The 18,408-nt window shown below is 64.6% G+C and carries 23 protein-coding genes; 11 read left to right on the forward strand and 12 right to left on the reverse strand.

All coding sequences use genetic code 11. From position 1 onward, the window contains the following. Positions 1 to 212: 212 nt before the first annotated feature. Positions 213 to 689: a Fur family transcriptional regulator gene (locus BLS13_RS19675; protein ID WP_037528972.1), complete on the reverse strand. Its 477-nt coding sequence runs from the start codon at positions 687 to 689 to the stop codon at positions 213 to 215. A 55-nt stretch (positions 690 to 744) separates the two neighbouring features. Further along, positions 745 to 1,116 carry a MerC domain-containing protein gene (locus BLS13_RS19680; protein WP_093454714.1) on the reverse strand — a complete coding sequence of 124 codons (372 nt, stop codon included), beginning with the start codon at positions 1,114 to 1,116 and terminating at the stop codon, positions 745 to 747. A gap of 125 nt (positions 1,117 to 1,241) precedes the next feature. Here BLS13_RS19680 and BLS13_RS19685 point away from each other — a divergent pair, with 125 nt between their 5' ends. The 4 genes from BLS13_RS19685 (at position 1,242) to BLS13_RS19700 (ending at position 4,250) form a co-directional block, all read left to right on the forward strand. Then, positions 1,242 to 2,318 carry a COX15/CtaA family protein gene (locus tag BLS13_RS19685; RefSeq protein WP_093454687.1) on the forward strand — a complete coding sequence of 359 codons (1,077 nt, stop codon included), beginning with the start codon at positions 1,242 to 1,244 and terminating at the stop codon, positions 2,316 to 2,318. A 132-nt stretch (positions 2,319 to 2,450) separates the two neighbouring features. Continuing rightward, positions 2,451 to 2,930, forward strand: coding sequence for a 50S ribosomal protein L13 (gene rplM, locus BLS13_RS19690; RefSeq protein WP_093454688.1), 480 nt, complete (start codon positions 2,451 to 2,453; stop codon positions 2,928 to 2,930). Beyond that, entirely contained in the window at positions 2,930 to 3,478 is a 549-nt protein-coding gene (rpsI, locus tag BLS13_RS19695; protein ID WP_093454690.1) for a 30S ribosomal protein S9, read from the forward strand. The genes rplM and rpsI overlap by 1 nt, the downstream gene beginning before the upstream one ends. A gap of 145 nt (positions 3,479 to 3,623) precedes the next feature. Continuing rightward, a complete protein-coding gene (locus BLS13_RS19700; protein ID WP_093454691.1) occupies positions 3,624 to 4,250 on the forward strand; it encodes a Pr6Pr family membrane protein in 627 nt (208 codons plus the stop codon). Here the strand turns inward: BLS13_RS19700 and BLS13_RS19705 are convergent. Both BLS13_RS19705 and BLS13_RS19710 read right to left on the reverse strand, forming a co-directional pair. Then, positions 4,189 to 4,746 carry a GNAT family N-acetyltransferase gene (locus BLS13_RS19705; protein WP_093454693.1) on the reverse strand — a complete coding sequence of 186 codons (558 nt, stop codon included), beginning with the start codon at positions 4,744 to 4,746 and terminating at the stop codon, positions 4,189 to 4,191. The genes BLS13_RS19700 and BLS13_RS19705 overlap by 62 nt on opposite strands. 7 nt (positions 4,747 to 4,753) lie before the next feature. Beyond that, positions 4,754 to 5,236, reverse strand: a complete 483-nt coding sequence (locus BLS13_RS19710) for an SH3 domain-containing protein (RefSeq protein ID WP_256325991.1) — start codon at positions 5,234 to 5,236, stop codon at positions 4,754 to 4,756. Between the two features lie 131 nt (positions 5,237 to 5,367). Between BLS13_RS19710 and BLS13_RS19715 the strand changes: the two genes are divergently transcribed. Then, the gene (locus BLS13_RS19715) at positions 5,368 to 6,366 is read left to right on the forward strand and encodes a 2-hydroxyacid dehydrogenase (protein WP_093454696.1); all 999 of its coding nucleotides are present in this window, start codon (positions 5,368 to 5,370) and stop codon (positions 6,364 to 6,366) included. A gap of 49 nt (positions 6,367 to 6,415) precedes the next feature. On the opposite strand, the gene BLS13_RS19720 is transcribed toward BLS13_RS19715, so the two are convergent. The 4 genes from BLS13_RS19720 to BLS13_RS19735 form a co-directional block, all read right to left on the reverse strand. Then, positions 6,416 to 7,114: a glutamine amidotransferase gene (locus tag BLS13_RS19720; RefSeq protein ID WP_093454697.1), complete on the reverse strand. Its 699-nt coding sequence runs from the start codon at positions 7,112 to 7,114 to the stop codon at positions 6,416 to 6,418. Between the two features lie 65 nt (positions 7,115 to 7,179). Beyond that, positions 7,180 to 8,583 carry an NAD(P)H-dependent flavin oxidoreductase gene (locus BLS13_RS19725; RefSeq protein ID WP_093454715.1) on the reverse strand — a complete coding sequence of 468 codons (1,404 nt, stop codon included), beginning with the start codon at positions 8,581 to 8,583 and terminating at the stop codon, positions 7,180 to 7,182. Positions 8,584 to 8,655: 72 nt separating this feature from the next. Continuing rightward, on the reverse strand, positions 8,656 to 9,816 hold the full coding sequence (locus BLS13_RS19730) for a glycosyltransferase (RefSeq protein WP_093454699.1): 1,161 nt from the start codon (positions 9,814 to 9,816) through the stop codon (positions 8,656 to 8,658). Then, on the reverse strand, positions 9,816 to 10,682 hold the full coding sequence (locus tag BLS13_RS19735) for an alpha/beta fold hydrolase (protein WP_093454700.1): 867 nt from the start codon (positions 10,680 to 10,682) through the stop codon (positions 9,816 to 9,818). Before BLS13_RS19735 ends, BLS13_RS19730 begins: the two co-directional genes overlap by 1 nt. A gap of 151 nt (positions 10,683 to 10,833) precedes the next feature. On the opposite strand from BLS13_RS19735, the gene BLS13_RS21300 reads away from it, so the two are divergent. Further along, positions 10,834 to 11,067, forward strand: coding sequence for a DUF6771 family protein (locus BLS13_RS21300; protein WP_093454717.1), 234 nt, complete (start codon positions 10,834 to 10,836; stop codon positions 11,065 to 11,067). Next, positions 11,064 to 11,297, forward strand: a complete 234-nt coding sequence (locus tag BLS13_RS19745; RefSeq protein WP_093454702.1) for a hypothetical protein — start codon at positions 11,064 to 11,066, stop codon at positions 11,295 to 11,297. The genes BLS13_RS21300 and BLS13_RS19745 overlap by 4 nt, the downstream gene beginning before the upstream one ends. A gap of 77 nt (positions 11,298 to 11,374) precedes the next feature. On the opposite strand, the gene BLS13_RS19750 is transcribed toward BLS13_RS19745, so the two are convergent. The 3 genes from BLS13_RS19750 to BLS13_RS19760 form a co-directional block, all read right to left on the reverse strand. Then, positions 11,375 to 11,635: a BrnA antitoxin family protein gene (locus BLS13_RS19750; protein ID WP_093454703.1), complete on the reverse strand. Its 261-nt coding sequence runs from the start codon at positions 11,633 to 11,635 to the stop codon at positions 11,375 to 11,377. Then, the gene (locus BLS13_RS19755) at positions 11,625 to 11,876 is read right to left on the reverse strand and encodes a BrnT family toxin (protein ID WP_093454704.1); all 252 of its coding nucleotides are present in this window, start codon (positions 11,874 to 11,876) and stop codon (positions 11,625 to 11,627) included. The genes BLS13_RS19750 and BLS13_RS19755 overlap by 11 nt, the downstream gene beginning before the upstream one ends. Before the next feature lie 81 nt (positions 11,877 to 11,957). Continuing rightward, positions 11,958 to 12,866, reverse strand: a complete 909-nt coding sequence (locus tag BLS13_RS19760) for a LysR family transcriptional regulator (RefSeq protein WP_093454706.1) — start codon at positions 12,864 to 12,866, stop codon at positions 11,958 to 11,960. 106 nt (positions 12,867 to 12,972) lie between these two features. Here BLS13_RS19760 and BLS13_RS19765 point away from each other — a divergent pair, with 106 nt between their 5' ends. Next, positions 12,973 to 13,758, forward strand: a complete 786-nt coding sequence (locus BLS13_RS19765) for an SDR family NAD(P)-dependent oxidoreductase (protein WP_093454707.1) — start codon at positions 12,973 to 12,975, stop codon at positions 13,756 to 13,758. Positions 13,759 to 13,768: 10 nt separating this feature from the next. Here BLS13_RS19765 and BLS13_RS19770 read toward each other — a convergent pair whose 3' ends face one another. After that, the gene (locus BLS13_RS19770) at positions 13,769 to 14,569 is read right to left on the reverse strand and encodes an SDR family NAD(P)-dependent oxidoreductase (protein ID WP_093454709.1); all 801 of its coding nucleotides are present in this window, start codon (positions 14,567 to 14,569) and stop codon (positions 13,769 to 13,771) included. 70 nt (positions 14,570 to 14,639) lie between these two features. Here BLS13_RS19770 and BLS13_RS19775 point away from each other — a divergent pair, with 70 nt between their 5' ends. From BLS13_RS19775 to cueR, 3 genes are all read left to right on the forward strand, one after another. Next, positions 14,640 to 15,083 (forward strand): winged helix-turn-helix transcriptional regulator, encoded by a 444-nt coding sequence (locus tag BLS13_RS19775; RefSeq protein ID WP_093454710.1) that lies wholly within the window; start codon positions 14,640 to 14,642, stop codon positions 15,081 to 15,083. Positions 15,084 to 15,533: 450 nt separating this feature from the next. Continuing rightward, a complete protein-coding gene (locus BLS13_RS19780) occupies positions 15,534 to 17,861 on the forward strand; it encodes a heavy metal translocating P-type ATPase (RefSeq protein WP_305367255.1) in 2,328 nt (775 codons plus the stop codon). Further along, positions 17,858 to 18,244, forward strand: a complete 387-nt coding sequence (gene cueR, locus BLS13_RS19785; RefSeq protein ID WP_037528997.1) for a Cu(I)-responsive transcriptional regulator — start codon at positions 17,858 to 17,860, stop codon at positions 18,242 to 18,244. The genes BLS13_RS19780 and cueR overlap by 4 nt, the downstream gene beginning before the upstream one ends. The last annotated feature ends 164 nt before the right edge of the window (positions 18,245 to 18,408 follow it).

The following is an 18,408-nucleotide window of genomic DNA, read 5'->3' on the forward strand; positions in this document are numbered from 1 at the left end:
TCCGCCAGCTGCCGCAACTGCGATGCCTTGAGCATCCGCAGATCCGCCGGAACGGATATGGTGTCGAGCAATGGGGTGACAGGGCGATCGGTCATCAGGCCGCCTTAAACCGATATCGCGGCGGTTCCTAGAGCCAAATCCGCCGCGACGGGCTCAGACACATCACCCTTAGCTCGTTGATTCGATGCGATTTCCGTATCGCACCGCGCGGATCAGGCGGAATCGCCCTCGGCGCAATCGGCGCAGCAGCCGCGGACTTCGATCACCGGACGCAGGTTCGAAAAGCCGGCTTTCTCGGCAGATGCGCGCACCGATCCGGCAAGCCGATCATCGTCGACATGGCTCACCCGGCCGCAAATATCGCAGACCAGGAAAATGCAATCATGCTCGCAATCGGGATGGGCGTTGACGATATAAGCGTTGGCGCTTTCCACGCGACGCGCGAGATTGGCACCCACGAAAACGTCGAGGATGCGATAGACGCTGTTGGCCGCGACCCTCCGGCCGGTCGATTTCGACACCGCATCGGCCAGATCATAAGCCGAAGCCGGCTTGGTCGCCGCGCTCAGCGCCGCAAAGATCTCCGCCCGCATCGGCGTCCATTGCTCGCCGGCGCGCTCGAAGGTGCGCTGGGCCGCATCGGCCAGCGAATCGCCTTCGTGCAGCAGATGATCATGCGCCGTTGCCATGGATGGAATTTAGGCGCGACCACCGCTTGCGACAACCCCAACGTTCATCTGGCGTTCAGGCAGCCAGCGAACGACGGTTGAGAAAATGCGCTGTCGCCACGCAGGCGACCCCGGTCATCGTATAGGCCACCTCGATCAGGCCGTGCGGCGCGAACAAGGCGCTGGACATCAGCCCGATGCCGACAATGCCGAGGACCAGTGGCGCGCGGCGGCGATGGGTCATGAAACCGCTTCCCAGACCCAGCACCGCCAGGGTGATGGCGCCAATCAAACCGATTTCGTGAATGGCCGGGTTGAGCAGCGCCGTACCCGCGCTGGCCAGGACCGCCACCAACAAGACGCTCGCTATGCAATGAACAAGGCAGAGCGCCGACAGGCCAATGGCCAGCCGGTCGAACAGATCGCGTGCAACATCGGTCCGGATCATTCGGTCGTGCTCCCTGCCGCGAGCCCATGCCACGCCATAGCAAAAGATACAATATATCATTCCGGTTTCATTTTGATGATTCGCCGGTTGAAGATGGAAAGGAGCGGGCGCATGAGCGGCCCGCCATGTCCAGTTTCGCCCTGTTCGCGCGCCCCGCCGCGCCCTTCCCTCGCCCGCGCGCGCTTGCGTGCTGGCTGATCATCGTCGCCGCGCTCGTTTTCGCGATCGTTGTCGTCGGCGGCATCACGCGGCTGACCGAATCGGGCCTGTCGATCACCGAATGGAAGCCGATCCGCGGCATCATCCCGCCACTGACCGCCGACCAGTGGCAGGCCGAGTTCGACCATTACAAGGCGATCCCGCAATATCGCGCGTTCAACCTCGGCATGACGGTCGACGGGTTCAAGCAGATCTATTTCTGGGAGTATCTGCACCGGCTGCTGGCGCGCGCGATCGGCATGGTGCTCGCGCTGGTGCTGGCCTTTGCCTGGTGGAAGCGCGCGATCCCGCGCGGATTCGGTTCGCGGATGCTGATCATCTTCGCGCTCGGCGGGCTGCAGGGCGTGATCGGATGGTGGATGGTCTATTCGGGCCTCCAGTTCCGCACCGAGGTGAGCCACATCCGACTGGCGATCCACCTGCTCGCAGCACTGTTGATTTTCTCGGCGTTGATCTGGACCGCGCTCGATCTGTTCCGCCTTGCCCGCGATGCCAAGGCGCGGCCCGCGCGGTTGTCGATCGCGACCGGGGCCGCCATCGCCGTGCTGGCGATCCAGATCATGCTCGGCGCGTTCACGGCCGGGCTACGCGCCGGCTATGCCTTTGCGAGTTGGCCGAAGATGGGCGATCAGTGGTTTCCCGACGGCGGCTGGAACCCGGCATGGAACCTGATCGCCAATCTGCGCGACAATCCGATCGTCGTGCAATTCATTCATCGCTGGTTCGCCTGGGTGGCGCTGGTCGCGGTTCTGTTGATCGCGCGCAGGGCCCGCACGCTCGGTGCCGTCGGGCCGGTGCATGCGCTCGCCACGCTGGTGATCCTCCAGATCATGCTGGGCATCGCGACGCTGATGACCGGGGTCGCGATCCCGATCGCCGTCACGCATCAGGCAGTCGCAGCGCTGCTCCTGGCGGCGACGGTGGCGGCCGCGCACGCGATCGGCTGGCGCAGTGCGACGACGCAAATGACGAAGGTATCATAATACCTCTTTAATTGAGCCCCATTTTGCTTGACTTTTTGGGCACCGAATCGCATTAGCCCGTCCGTCAGCGCCGCCCCGAACACGGGCGGCGCGGTTCGTTTCTGGAACACCGAATAATAAAGGTCTGGCCCAATGAAGGCGCTCATGAAGACCACGAAGCCGGCTACGCCGTCGACCGTGGACAAGAAATGGCATCTGATCGATGCTGACGGACTGGTCGTTGGCCGCGTCGCCTCGATCATCGCCAATATCCTGCGCGGCAAGAACAAGCCGAGCTACACGCCCTATATCGATTGCGGCGACAACGTCATCGTGATCAACGCCGAGAAGGTTCGCTTCACCGGCAAGAAGGCCACGCAGAAGGTTTACTATCGCCACACCGGCTATGCCGGCGGCATCAAGGAAACCCGCGCGGACAAGATCCTCGGAGGCCGCTTCCCCGAGCGCGTTCTCGAAAAGGCTATCGAGCGCATGATCCCGCGCGGCCCGCTGGGCCGCCAGCAGATGCGCAACCTGCGTATCTTCAAGGGCACCGAGCATCCGCATGAGGGCCAGAGCCCGACCGTCCTCGACGTCGCCTCAATGAACCGCAAGAACAAGGTGGGCGCATAATGTCCGATAACCGCCAGTCGCTTTCCGACCTCGCCGCGCTGACCGGCGCAGCCGCCCCGGTGGCTGCCGCTCCGGCGCCCGCCTACACGACCGACGAAGCCGTTGCACCTGCGCAGCCTGTTCTGCCGGTGACTCCGCTGCGCGAGCAGATCATCGACGCGCAGGGCCGCGCTTACGCCACCGGCCGCCGCAAGGATGCGGTCGCCCGCGTCTGGATCAAGCCGGGCACCGGCAAGATCACGATCAACGGCCGCGATCAGGAAGTCTATTTCGCACGTCCGACGCTGCGCCTCGTGATCAACCAGCCGTTCGGCGTTGCCGAACGTGATGGCCAGTATGACGTCGTCTGCACCGTCAAGGGCGGCGGCCTTTCGGGCCAGGCCGGCGCGGTCAAGCATGGCATCAGCCAGGCGCTGACCAAGTACGAGCCGATCCTGCGCGCGCCGGTGAAGGCCGCAGGCTTCCTCACCCGCGACAGCCGCGCGGTCGAGCGCAAGAAGTACGGCAAGGCGAAGGCCCGCCGCAGCTTCCAGTTCTCGAAGCGCTGATCGCTTCCAGAAGCTGTATCAGGAACGGGTCGCCAGCGATGGCGGCCCGTTTCTTATTCGGCCTTCTCCCCTGCACCAGAGAAAGTTAGACCGTCTGCGGCATCCATCGGTGCGACATATGCGCACCCAGGCCGGAGCAACCCGAATGATCGCTGCCGATCGCACCGCCCGGATATTCGCCATCGGCATCGCGCTGGTCGCCGCGACCGGTCTCGTGCTCCAGTTCGATGTCATTCTGACCGGGCATGGATCCGTGGCCGAGGCGCTCTGGGTCTATCTTCGCTTCTTCACGATCACCACCAACATGCTGGTCGCCCTGGCGTTCGGCACGATCGGCATCGGCGGGCGGCATAAGCTGCACCCTCGGCTGCTCGGCGGGCTGACGCTGGCCATCCTGCTCGTCGGAATCGTGTACGGCCTGTTGCTGCAAGGCCTGCACCACCTCGTCGGCGAGGCCCTGATCGCCGATACGCTGATGCACAAGATCGTGCCGGTGCTCGTTCCGCTCTATTGGCTGGCGGCGGTCCCCAAAGGACATATTCGGAAGGGCGATCCCCTGCGATGGGCGATCTACCCGTTCGCCTATCTTTTTTATGCGCTCGCACGCGGACTTGCGGGCGATCGTTATGCCTATCCGTTCATCGATCCCGGCAAGGCCGGCTGGGCGGTTGTGGGCATCAACGTTGCGCTGATCGCTGGCGGCTTCCTGATCACCGGCTATTTGCTGGCGTGGATCGATCGCCGGCTGGCGCGCAGAACCGTTCGAGCTTGAGGACGGTCTTATCCTTATATTCGGCTTCCCCATAAGGCTTGAAACCGAGCTTTTCCGCCACCCGCAGCGACGCGATATTGGCCGGATCGATGATGCAGACGGTCCGCGGCGGCGCGAATCGGCCTTCCATCCACGCCAGCGCGGCGCGTGCGGCCTCGGTGGCATAGCCCTTGCCATGAGCGTCGCTCGCCAGCATCCATGCGAATTCGGGGCAGCCATCGAAATCGCCGCCGAGACCGCGGCGAAAATCGGCGAGGCCGACCTCACCGATCATGCGACCGGTCGTGCGCTCCTCCACCACGAACAGCCCGTAATCGAGCAGTGTCCAGTGTCCGACGAGCCGGTGCAGGCGCCCCCACACCTCCTCGCGCGTCAACGGCTTCTGGAAGATGAAATGCACGGCGACGGGATCGCTGGTCAGCGCGCAGGATCTTTCGAAATCATCGATGCGGTGTCCGCGCAGCCGCAACCTTTCGGTTTCGATTTCCGGCGTCATCGCGCGCTCATTCTACCGTTTCACCCGGCGAGACACCCCAAATGCGTTCGATATGGATATGCCCCTTCTTGCCGCCCGCATCGAGCAGGCACCAGCCATTCGCGCATTTGCTGATTCGCCCGACCACGCCCGGTTCGGCCTGCCAGTTGAGCGGGGCCGTATCGCTGGCGCCCGATCGCAGCGGAGCCAACCCCTGCCCCGTCACCACGGCGGTGCGGCGCGTGCTGAGCAACGTCGCGAGCATCCAGCCTTCGGTGCCGTCCACTTCGCGAACCCGCCGCCAATTGCCATAGACCTGGATCACCTGCACGGGCAGATCGAATCGGCGGTAGCGCCAGATTGCCGGATAGGTGCGCTCTGGGCCCGTGCGCAGCAGCGCATCGCCGGTGGCGATCGACGCCCAATAGGGAAGTTTGCGCTCCTGCGCATGGCCCGCGGAGGCGATTACAACGGCCCCGCAGGCGATCGCGAAAATTCCTGCGCGCCTCAAACTCTTACCTCCCACGTGCCCGCACCGGACCGATGATGATGCCATAGTAAGGCGACAAATCATGCGTTCAAGTGAGATGCTGTCCCGCTTGCGCTTGACGCTCGGTGCCCGCCACGTCTAGCCCACGGGGCATGGAACACGCGCCCCGCCCCCGCAGACCGAAGGTGATCGTCACCCGCCGGCTGCCCGAAGGCGCCGAGACTCGGCTTGCCGAACTGTTCGATTCCGAACTGAGCGAGGCCGACCGGCCCATGGATCAGGCGGCGCTCGCCGCCGCCGCCGCGCGCTGCGACGTACTGGTCCCGACGGTGACCGACGAGATAGATGCCACGGTGATTGCAGCCGGCAAGGGCCGCCTGCGGCTGATCGCCAATTTCGGCAACGGCGTCGACCATATCGACCTGCCGGCGGCGCGCGCAGCGGGGATCATCGTCACCAACACGCCGGGCGTGCTGACCGAAGATACTGCCGACATGACGATGGCGCTGATCCTCTCGGTTCCCCGGCGCCTCGCGGAAGGTGAGAAGCTGGTGCGATCGGGTCTGTGGCAGGGGTGGAGCCCCGGCGCGATGCTGGGACATCGCATCACGGGCAAACGCCTGGGCATCATCGGCATGGGCCGGATCGGTCAGGCCGTCGCGCGGCGCGCGCGCGCGTTCCACCTTTCGATCGCCTATCACAATCGCCACCGCCTGCCCGCCGTTGTCGAAGCCGAATCGGGCGCGGAGTATGAACCCGATATCGATCAACTGCTGAAAAGCTGCGACATCATCTCGATTCACTGCCCCCATACCGCCGAGACCGAAAGGCTGATCGACCGCCGCCGCTTCGGGCTGTTTGCGCCCAACGCCTATTTGATCAATACGGCCCGCGGCGAAATCATCGACGAAGTGGCAATGCTCGAAGCGCTGGAGCAGGGCCGGCTCGCCGGCGCCGGGCTGGATGTATTCGCGAGCGAACCCTCGATCGACCCGCGACTGCTGGCGCTCCAGAATGTCGTATTGCTGCCGCACATGGGCTCCGCCACCTTCGAAGGACGCGCCGGGACCGGCGAACGGGTGATCGCCAGCATCCGCCAGTGGATCGACGGCGATCGCCCCCGCGATCAGGTACTCGAAGGCTGGGTGTAATCGGGACCTGAATTCTGCCTCGATCAAGCCCGGCGAGGAATATCGCTATTCAGATATCCAGCCGGTCGAGCCAGTCCGCCACCATCCGGCGTCCCGCTGCAACCGCAGCACCCCCGTGCCGATCATGCTGATCGCGCAATTCCGCAACCGTCAGGCCGGCCTCGGCGATATAGGCTTCGTCCTCCAGCCAGGCCTCGAAACGCGGATCCTCGCCCATTTCGGGATGGCATTGCAGCGCGAGGATATTGTCGCCGCGGCGGAAGCCCTGATGGGCATATTTATCCGATGAGGCCAGCAATTCGGTGCCATGCGGCAGATCGAACGTATCGCCGTGGAAATGCAGCACCGGCACGTCGACGAGATGCCGCATCGGCGAATGGATGCCGTCGGCGTTGATCGAGACCGGCGCGAAACCGACCTCCTTCACCGGCCCCGGATAGACGCGCGCGCCGAGCCCCGCCGCGATCATCTGGCCGCCGAGGCATACGCCCAATGTCGGACGATCGAGCATCATCCGCCGCGCCAGACGCGTGATCTCGCACGATATCCACGGATGCGCGTCGGTCTCATAGACGCCCATCGGACCGCCCATCATCACGACGAGATCGGGCTCGTCGAAATCGATATGGGGGAAAGCCGGATCGGTGACGTCGATCCGGTCGATCACATAGCCCGCGGCCTCGACTGGCGCGCGGAACCCGGCGATTCCTTCGAACGGGGTATGGCGGATGACGAGTGCGGTTTTCATACCGCCAAACCTAGCCGCCACACGGACGATGCCAATTCAGAAAATCATGACCCCGCCCAAGCCGATCAATCGCCCGTCAGGATCCGATCGACGAGTTGCTTCACCGACGGCACGAAGCCGTTCGAATAAAAGGGATCCTGCTTGAACTTGTAGGCGGCATGGCCCGCGAACATGAGATTCTCGTCGATCGGCCCGCCATGGGCGATGTCCTGCAAGGTCTTCTGGATGCAGAAGCTGCGCGGATCGGCGAGCCGGCCGGTCGAATTGCCCTCGGCATCGGCCCAGGACGAAAAGCCGCACTGGCTGAGGCAGCCCATGCAATCGGCCTGATCCTTGCGGATCATATTCATTTCGGCCGGCGTCACGAACACCAAAGTATTATCCGGCGTCTTGAGCGCGCTGGTGAAGCCCAGCCCGTCCCATTCGCGCGCGCGCAGCAGATCGCCGCGCGTCACCCAATAGCTCTTGCCCTTCACCCCGACGTCCAGCTTATACTGGTGATCGCCGGCCGCCTCGCCCGAAAAGGCGATCTGGCGTTCGGACCGAGCCTCGAGATTGCGCAGGAACGGATTTCGCACCGCCGACGAATAGAAACCGGTCGGCGAGAAGCGGTGAAGCAGGATATCGCCTTCGTCGAGCGTGGTCAGATGATCCTTCCACCCCTGCGGGATCGGGCTTTCCTGCGTCAGCAGCGGGCGCGTACCGAACTGGAAGGCGATCTGGCCGAGTTCGGGATTGTCGATCCAGTCGTTCCAGTCGCGCAGATACCAGACACCGCCGGCCATGATGATCGGCACATCATCCGATATCCCGCCCTCTCGCATCGTTTCGCGCAGCGCCTTGACCCGCGGATAGGGGTCTTCGGGCTTCTTCGGATCTTCGGCGTTCGACAGGCCATTGTGCCCGCCGGCCAGCCACGGATCTTCATAGACCACACCGGCCAGCCATTCGGATGCCTTCGAATAAGCCCGCTTCCACAGTGCACGAAAGGCGCGGCCCGAACTGATGATCGGCAGATAGCTGACGCCGTAGGAGGCGGCGATCTCGCTGAGCTTATAGGGCATGCCGGCACCGCAGGTGACGCCTGCGACCAGACCGCGTGTGCGTTCGAGCACGCCGTGCAGCACGCGCTGCGCACCGCCCATTTCCCACAACACGTTGATGTTGATCGCACCGCGCCCGCCGGCGATGTCGAAGGCACGCTTCACCTGCTCGACGGCGCCGTCGATCGCATATTGAACCAGTTCTTCATGCCGCTCGCGGCGCGAGAGCGCGCGATAGATTTGCGGGATGATCTTGCCCTCGGCATCATAGCTGTCGGCGTTGACGGCCGACACGGTGCCGATCCCGCCCGCCGCGGCCCAGGCGCCGGAGCTGGCATGGTTGGTGGCGGCTACGCCTTTGCCGCCTTCGATCAGCGGCCATACTTCACGTCCACCATAAACGATCGGCCGCACGCCCTTGAACAAATAAACCTCCTGGAATGAACCCGCGCCATATAGGCGCAATCGGCAAAAATTGCGCGCAAATTCCGTCTCTGTTCAGCCAAGCGCGGCCGGACGCCCTCCGCCGCGCGCAATCGCCGCGCCATACAGCGTACGATAACGCGCCAACATCGCATCTTCTGCGAATTCATTCAATGCGATAGCTCGATTCGCAGCGCCAATCGACGCCCGTCTTTCCACGTCCGAGCACAAAATGGCCAGCGCAGCCACAAGGCCCGTTTCATCTCCTGGCGGACGAACGAAGGGCCGGTTTTCCGGTGCCGCCATGTTGGCGATATCGCCGACGTCGGTACAAAGCGCCGGAAGCCCGCACGCCATTGCCTCGACCAGCGAGATCGGAAACTGCTCGCTGTCCGATGACAGCGCGAAGATATCGAACGCGCCCAGATAGCGGACCGGATCGCGCACGAAGCCCGGCAGGATCACGCGATCGGCGACACCAAGGCGCACCGCCTCGTCGACGATCGCGCCATGCTCCGGCCCCTCCCCCAATATCACCAGCCGCGCATCGCCCGGTGCGCCGGCGGCAAAGATCCGCACGAGCCGTGGCAGATTCTTGATCGCGCGCAAGCCGGCGACCGTGCCGATCACGACGCCCGGCGCATCGCGATCGAGGCCCGCGATCGGCAGCGGCGCCGCGATCTCCGCATCCGACGGCAGGCGGATGCCATTGGCAATCCGCTCGATCCGCGCCGCAGGTTGCTTCCAGATCGTTCGCGCGATCGCCTCGAGCCGGCGCGACGGCACCACCAGCCGGTCGACGGCGGGCAGCATCAATCGGCGGAACCAGACGCGCTTCGGATTCTGGCGGACGATCTCGTCCTGGTTGAAACCGTCTTCATGGTGGATCAAGGGCGGCAGCTTCAGCGCGCCCGCATAGAGCCGCCGCGCGCCCACGACATCCATCGCGCCCCAATTATAGGTCAGAACCAGATCGAAGTCCTGCATGTAGCGCGCGAGCCGCCAGTAACGGCCGAGCGACGGCTTGCCGTAGAGAGCCGGCGCCGACTCTCCCGGAAATTCGGCCTGTATCGCCGGACCGATCGCCGCACGCGCGCCGAGCGCATCGGGCATCGCGCTCAGCACGACATGAGTCGCCGCATCGCCGAGGCTGTTCATGATCTGGACGGCGCGCGCCTCCTTGCCGCCGAGCGTGAACGTCGAATGCGCGTGGAGGATGCGAACCGGCGGCGCCATCAGGCGGCGGCGATGCGCGCAAGCAACCGATCGATCGCGGCCGCGCTTTCAGGCTCGAACAAGGTCGGCGCATGGCCGATCCGCGGCAGATCGATCCGCTCGAGCAGCGGCAGTTCGGCGACCATGCGATCGGCGGTCGCCGCCGACAGGATATCCGAAAGCTCCCCCCGCACGAGCAGGCCGGGGATCCCGGCCAGAGCGGCCAGCGCGGGCCACAGATCGACCCCGGCCTCGCCCCCCGGCATCTTGAACGGCTCGGCGATCGCCATGTCATAATCATAGACGACGCGGCCGGCAGGCGTCAGCCGGCACAGCCTCTTGGCCATGTCGAGCCATTGTTCGAGGCTGTAATCGGGATAGGCGATCGCCTGCCCCTCGGCGAGCGCGCGGGCGGCGTGGAGCCAGGTGGGATAGCTGGTGGACTTGCCGACATAGGTACGTATCCGCGCGAGCCCGGCCGGATCGAGTGCGGGGCCGACATCGTTGAGCAGCACGCCGGCCACCGGCCCGACATGCGTTGCCGCAATCAGCATAGACAAGATCCCGCCGAGCGACGTACCGAACAGGATGAAGCGATCGAGCGCAAGATGATCGAGCAGCGCCTGCACGTCCTGCAAATAGGTCAGCGGCACATAGGTCATCGGATCCTTGGCATAAGCACTCTCCCCGCGCCCGCGCAGTTCGACCAGGATCACCCGGTGCCGCCCGGCCAGCCGATCGGCGACCGCCGCAAAGTCGCGCGCGTTGCGGGTGAGGCCGGGAATGCAGATGATCGGCAGCCCGGCGCCCTCATCCGCCGGATAATCGCGATAATGGAGGCGAAGGCCGTCCTTCGACCACCAATATCCGTCATCCCACGCCGCCATGCCCGCATCTCCCGCTGTGTTGGCTCCATATCGCCGGATGGCGAGCGGGCCGCAAGCGCGGCGGGGTGGTGAGGTGGCCGTCGACGTCCTAGTAGCGCATGGGCTGAGAGGCGACTTGCAAGTTTGTTCTCTCTATGTTCTAACTCAGCCCATGGAACGACTCGACCGTGCCCGCCTCGCAGACATCCTCCTGAACGCGCCCGGCTGGGCTCGCGTGGGCCTTACGGTCCCCGATGCCCGGCTGCGCGAAAGGGCTGCAGACACCTTGGCCGCGACGATCGTCGCGCGTCTGAACGAACCAGCCACGGTCGATCGAGATCAACTCCCCCTGCCCCTTGGCGGAGGATCGGCGACACGCGCAAATGAGACAGGAACATCGCTATGAACAGAGACCGGAAAGTGAACGATCAGGGCGAACCGTTCGGGACCTGGCTTTTGGCGCTTGCGGGGGAGGAAAATGCCGTGGGCGAACTGGCGAAGGTCGCTAAGACCGATCGCCAATTCAAAGCCGCGTCGACCCCCGAAGAGCTTCGAAAGCTGATGCGCGGCGCGATGGCCGACGGCGATCTGTTCGCCGTGGTGGACGATGCGGAAGGCAGCTGGCTGGCGGCTTGATGCGAAACCCCGGTTGCGTTGGAACGTGCGATTGCCCCCATAGGCATACCAGCCTGCACCGCCCCGATATAGCGGTGTTATAAGCCGGCCGCCTTGCGCAGCGCTTCGTTGATCCTCGACTGCCAGCCGGGGCCCCCGGCCTTGAAGCGCTCCAGGGTATCCTGATCAAGGCGCAGGCTGACCGGCACCTTGACGGGCGCCTTTTGCCGGCCTCGGCTCTTCGGGAAGGCCGCCGCCAGCTCGGGAAAATCGGAAATCAGGCGCCCCCGCGCGAAATCATCGCGGGTCCATTCGGGGTTCTCATCGTCGAACACGACGGGGGGCTGTTTACGGGGCATGGCGGCGATATTCCTTCTTATGTGCGCGACGCAGGCTGATGACCCGGACCTTTCCGTTGCGCAGGGCAACGGCAACGCAATGGGGCTGGCCATCGATCAGCCCGTAGAGACGAAACCGGCGCTCTTCGAACCGATCGTCTTCCACCACGATGATCTGATCGAGATCGGCGGCGCGAGCCAGCGACACACCATGCTTGGCAATGTTGCTGGCATCTTTCGCGGGGTCGAACTCGATGTCCACAGCAATATCTGTATATACAATTTGAACTAATGGCAAGCCAAACTGCTGATACCTCCGCTCGTTGCGTGACTTAATTTAATATTATGTCCCCGAAATATGCGGCAGCACCAGGTCGCGATCGAGGAAGTCGAGGAATTCCCGGATTCGGAGCGCAAGGCGGTCCTGGCCGGCGTAAAGCGCGTGGATGTCCTCGACATCGCCGGGATTGAACGACGGCAGTATCTCGACCAATCGGCCCGCAGCGATATCGGCGGCGACGTGGAACCGCCCCAGCCGGGCGATGCCGCCTCCGGCCGCCGCCATCAGCCGGACGACCTCGCCCGAATTGCCGAGAAATGGCCCGTCGACCGGGCGCTGGATGATGCGGCTGCCGATGCGGAAGGGCCAGGTGTCGATCGTCCGCCGAAAGCTGAATTTGAGGCAGATGTGCCGGGCAAGGTCGGCGGGCTCGGCCGGTGCGCCGTGCCGTTCGAGATATTCGGGGCTGGCCACCAATGCCATCGTGCTGCGGCCGAGCTTCTTCGCGCGCAACCGCGTGTCACGCAGCGGGCCGACGCGGATCGCGATGTCCGCCCGCTCCTCGATCAGGTCGACGAGCGTGTCGGACAAAGCGAGATCGACGGTGACGGCCGGGAACGCCTCGATGAACCGCGGCAGGATCGGCAGCAGGCATTGCGTGCCGAACGGCACCGACGCGTTGATGCGCAAGGGACCACGCGGGCCGTGTTCGGCGCGGCCTAAACCCTGCTCGACGTCATCGATTTCGGCGAGCAAAGCCGACATGCGATCGCGGTAGGATTCGCCTTCGGGAGTCAGGCTCAGCGACCGCGTGGTGCGCTGGATCAGCAATATGCCCAAGCGGGCTTCGAGCCGGGCGATGCTGCGGCTCACCGCCGACGGCGTGAGGCGCAGCGATTTTGCCGCCGCGGCGAAGCTGCCCCCGCTCGTGACCGCAAGGAAGGTCTCGATGTCGCCGATGCGATTGTCCATGCCGCCTACTGCTGATTTCAATGCACTTCTATTGTGAATATGTACTATCTAATCATCAATCGCGCGAGCGCCTATCTGGACTCCAGCATTTAAGGGAGTTCCGACCATGGATCTGCACATCAAGGGCAAGACCGCACTCGTCACCGGATCGACCGCGGGCATCGGGCTCGCCATCGCCGAGCGCCTCGCGGCGGAAGGCGCCGAGGTGATCATCTCGGGCCGAAGCCAGGGCAAGCTCGATGCCGCCGCCGCGCGCGTGGGCAAGGCCGGGAAGGTGCGGGCCGTCCTCGCCGATCCCGCGACGGCGGAAGGATCGGCCGCCTTGATCGCGGCGGCGCCGCACGTCGATATTCTCGTCAACAATCTGGGCATTTACGAAGCCAAGCCGTTCGTCGACATCGCCGACGAGGACTGGCAACATTTCTTCGAAACCAATGTGATGAGCGGGGTGCGCCTGTCGCGGCACTATTTCCCGCGGATGATCGAACAGAATTGGGGCCGCATCATCTTCATCGCCAGCGAAAGCGCGTTGATGATCCCCGGCGAGATGGTCCATTATGGCATGACCAAGACCGCGCAGCTCGCGATCGCGCGTGGCCTCGCCGAACAGACACGCGGCACGAATGTGACCGTCAATTCGGTCATGCCGGGGCCGACGCGGTCCGAAGGCATTGTCGGTTTCATCCGGTCGGTCGTCGACAATAAGGATGCGCCGGAGGCCGAACGCGAGGCCGAATTCTTCGCCAAATTCCGGCCGACATCGCTGATCCGGCGCCTGATCGAGGCCGAGGAGATCGCATCGATGGTCGCGTTCATCGCCAGCCCGCTCGCCGCGGCGACGAACGGCGCCGCGGTCAGGGTGGAAGGCGGACTGGTTCCAACGATCGCCTGAGGCGGTCCGCTTATGCCACCGCCGGCTCACGATAGCGCGCGGCGACCGCGCGCTTCGAGAGTTTCGGTGTCAATGCGAGCCGAGCCTGCTGCAACGCGCGCCATTCGGCTTCATCGGCGAGCGGCGGGATGGTGACGCTCTCGCGCCGGTCGAATCCGACTAAAGCCGCATCGACGAGGTCGTCGACATCCATCACCATATCCGCGGGGAAGGCATCGACATCCTTGCCCGAGCGCTCCCATATCTCGGTGCGCGTCGCGCCCGGCAGCACCGCCTGCGTATAGACGCCCTTGTCGGCAAGCTGGCCCGCCATCGCCTGGCTGAGATTGAGAAGGAACGCTTTGGTGCCGCTATAGACCCCATCGAACAGTTCTGGCGCGAGCGCGAGCACCGAGGCGATGTTGACGATCGCGCCTTCGCCCTTCGCCACGAAGGTCTTGGCGGCCGCCGCAGCCAGCAGGGTCGGCGCCGTGACGTTGAGCGCGATGATCCGGCCAAGTTCAGCCGGGCCGTTTTCAAGCAGGCTGCCGTTGAGCGACATGCCGGCATTGTTGATCAGCAGCGTAACGTCGCCCGCCGCCAGCCGCTGCTCGATCCTGGCGACATCGACATCGACGGTGAGATCGGCCGGGATGATCTCGATCGTAACATGTGTCTCGCCCAGCAGCCGCGCGGCCAGCGCCTCCATCCGCGCGCCATCGCGGGCGACGAGCACGAGATCGAAACCGCGCTTTGCCAGCCGGTCCGCATAGACCGCGCCAATCCCGCTCGACGCGCCGGTGATGAGGGCCGTGCCCTTTGCCTTGCTCATATTCTGTCTCCATCCGACTCGATCCAACGAGTTACTTGCATTTTGATATTCATGTCGCTATCAAAATGCAATGGACACCGACAAATATTCCGCCGGCCCCTGCCCCGTTGCCCGTGCGCTGCTGCGCGTGGGGGATGCCTGGAGCATGATGATCCTGCGCGACGCGGGCTTTGGCGCGACCCGCTTCGATCAGTTCCGCGCGAGCCTGGGCATCGCACCGAACATCCTGACGCGGCGGCTGAACGCGCTGACGGAGGATGGGTTGCTGGAGAAAAGGCGATACAGCCTGCGCCCGCCGCGCGACGAATATGTGCTGACCGAAAAGGGCCGCGACTTCCTGCCGATCCTCTTGGCGATCGGCGCGTGGGGGCGCAAATATCATGGCGAAGGTGACATGAGCTCCATCGCGGATGCCGAAACCGATGCGATGATCGAGCCGGTGGTGATCGATGGCGTGTCGGGCCGGCCGCTGGCGACGATCAAGACGCGGCTGGTGCCCCCGGGCAGGGCATAGCCAAGCGTTTCGAAGCGAGCCATCTCCTGGCATCGGTCCGCCACACATATCATTAACCGGCTCTTGTTGTACGTCGGCCCTACCAATCCGTCATTCCCGCGAAGGCGGGAACCTATAATCTCTGAACTACAAGAGGTTCGGGCTTCAAAGTATATGGGTTCCCGCCTTCGCGGGAATAACGATTTTTGAGAGAGACGTCGCTATATTCGGCCCCGATCCGGGTGACGAGCCCATCCGCGCGTTCCAAGCAAATTCAACATACCCCGACCCACTCCCCCACCCGACCTCGCCACAGATCGGTTCCCGCCGGAATGGTCAGCGGCGGGCGGCAAAGGCCACGTTACGTAATGGTCCCGATGCGCAGGATCGCTCTTGACCTTAACATGGTGTCAAACCCCATATGGGGCAGCGTCACGAAGGAGTATGGCGATGGCGCACGATCACCCGGGCATGAAGGGTAAAGACGGCCACGGCCTCGCGCCGTCGGGAAAAGCCCTCGATCCGGTTTGCGGCATGACGGTCGATCCCGCCAAGACCGCGCATCATGCCGAATTTCAGGGCGAGACCTTCCACTTCTGCAGCGCCCGATGCCGCGAGAAATTCGTCGCGGACCCGGCGCCCTATCTGTCACCGACGCCCTCGCCACCCCAGGATGCCGCGCCGGGAACGATCTGGACCTGTCCGATGCACCCCGAAATCCGGCAGGATCATCCCGGAGCCTGCCCGATCTGCGGCATGGCGCTCGAACCCGCGATGGTGACCGCCGATAGCGGGCCGAGCGCAGAGCTCGAGGATATGGGCCGGCGCTTCTGGATCGCGCTGGCGCTCAGCCTGCCGGTGTTCGTGCTCGAAATGGGCGGGCACATCTTCCCGGCGCTTCACCGCCTGATAGCGCCGGCGGTTTCGACCTGGATCCAGTTCGCGCTGGCGACGCCGGTCGTGCTGTGGGCTGGCTGGCCGTTCTTCACGCGCGGCTGGGCGTCGATCCGATCGCGCAACCTCAACATGTTCACATTGATCGCAATGGGAACCGGGGTCGCCTGGAGCTACAGCGTCGTCGCGACGCTCTTCCCCGCGATCTTCCCTTCGGCGTTACGCGGGATGGACGGGACGGTCGCGGTCTATTTCGAGGCGGCCGCCGTCATCACCGTCCTCGTCCTGCTCGGGCAGGTGCTCGAACTGCGCGCAAGAGAGCGCACGTCGGGCGCGATCAAGGCGCTGCTGAACCTCGCGCCCAGGACCGCGCGACGGATCGGCGCCGACGGGAATGACGAAGAGGTTTCGATCGATCAGGTCGTCGTCGGCGATCGCCTGCGGGTGCGGCCCGGCGAAAAGGTGCCGGTCGACGGAAAGGTCGAGGACGGCCGCTCCTCGCTCGATGAATCGATGGTGACCGGCGAGTCGATGCCGGTCACAAAGGCGGTCGGCGCGCTCGTGATCGGCGGGACGATCAACCAGAGCGGCGCGCTCGTCATCCGCGCCGAAAAGGTCGGGCGCGATACGATGCTGGCGCGCATCGTCCAGATGGTCGCCGATGCGCAGCGCTCGCGCGCACCGATCCAGCGGCTGGCCGACATGGTGGCGGGCTGGTTCGTGCCCGCCGTGCTGCTGGTCTCGATCATCGCCTTCGCGGCCTGGGCGATATGGGGGCCGGAACCCCGTTTCGCCCACGGCCTGATCGCGGCGGTTTCGGTGCTGATCATCGCATGTCCGTGCGCGCTGGGGCTGGCGACGCCGATGTCGATCATGGTCGGCATCGGGCGCGGCGCGGGGCTTGGCGTGCTCATCAGGAACGCCGAAGCGCTCGAGCGGATGGAGAAGGTCGACACGCTGGTGATCGACAAGACCGGCACGCTCACCGAAGGCCGCCCTTCGGTGACACATATCGTCGTGGCCGAGGGATTTGCGGAGACCGAACTGTTCCGGCTTGCCGCCGGCGTCGAGCGCGCGTCCGAGCATCCGCTGGCGCTGGCCATCGTCGCCGCCGCAAAAGATCGGGCGATAGTCTTGCCAGACGTCACCGGCTTCGATTCGCCGACCGGCAAGGGCGCCGTCGGCACCATCGAGGGCAAGCGCATCACGCTCGGCAGCGCTTTATTCCTCAAGGAAAACGGCATCGACACAGGCACGATGGAGGCGCAGGCGAACGATTTGCGCCGCGACGGCGCGACCGCGATCTTCATCCGCGTCGATGCGCGGGTGGCTGGCATCTTCGCCATTGCCGACGCGATCAAGCCGACGACGGCCGAGGCGATCGCCGCGCTTCGCAAGGACGGCATCCGCATCGTGATGCTGACCGGCGACAATCGCGTGACAGCTGAGGCGGTCGGGAAGAAGCTCGGGATCGACGACATCGAGGCCGAGGTGCAGCCGGATCAGAAAAGCGCGGTGGTTGCGCGCCTCAAGGTCGAGGGCCGGATCGTGGCGATGGCCGGCGACGGCGTCAACGATGCACCCGCGCTGGCCGCCGCCGATGTCGGCATCGCGATGGGATCGGGCACCGATGTCGCGATCGAAAGCGCGGGTGTGACGCTGCTGAAGGGAGATCTGAACGGCATCGTCCGGGCGCGGGCGCTCAGCGTGGCCACGATGTCCAACATCCGCCAGAATCTGTTCTTCGCGTTCATCTACAACGCCGCCGGCGTGCCGATCGCGGCGGGGCTGCTCTACCCCTTGTTCGGGATATTGCTGTCGCCCGTCGTCGCGGCGGCGGCCATGGCGCTGTCCTCGGTCAGTGTGGTGACCAACGCGCTACGGCTCAACCGGGTGACCCTGTGAACATCGGCGGCGCCTCGGACGCGAGCGGGGTCTCCCAGCGGATGATCCGCCATTATGAGAAGATCGGGCTCATCCCTGCGGCCCCACGGCGCGAGAGCGGGTATCGCGACTATAGCGCCGCCGATGTCCACCGCCTGCGCTTCATCGCCAACGCCCGCGATCTCGGCTTCCCGATCGAGGAAATTCGCACTTTGCTCGATCTCTGGGCCGATCGCCACCGCGCCAGCAGCGAGGTGAAGGCCATGGCCGAAGCCCGCGCCGACGATCTCGGCCGCAAGGCCGCCGCGCTGCAGGCGATGCGCACCACCTTGCTCGCCCTCGCGGCCCACTGCAGCGGCGATGCGCGGCCAGATTGCCCGATCCTCGATGAGCTGGAGCGTTAGTTTGTCCGACGTTCGTAGGTTGGGCGCCCGGCCGCGTTAAACTCATGAAGCAAACTGGCGGCAATCGACCGAGGCTGTGTAAAAACGCCGCTTGATGGTAGAGTTTTCTGGGATTTCGGGAGGCTTGCCGATGGGCCGTTTCGTGGAAGAACAAGACCGCCGGC

Origin of the sequence: Sphingomonas sp. YR710, from assembly GCF_900101455.1 — a bacterium.
GTDB lineage: Bacteria > Pseudomonadota > Alphaproteobacteria > Sphingomonadales > Sphingomonadaceae > Rhizorhabdus.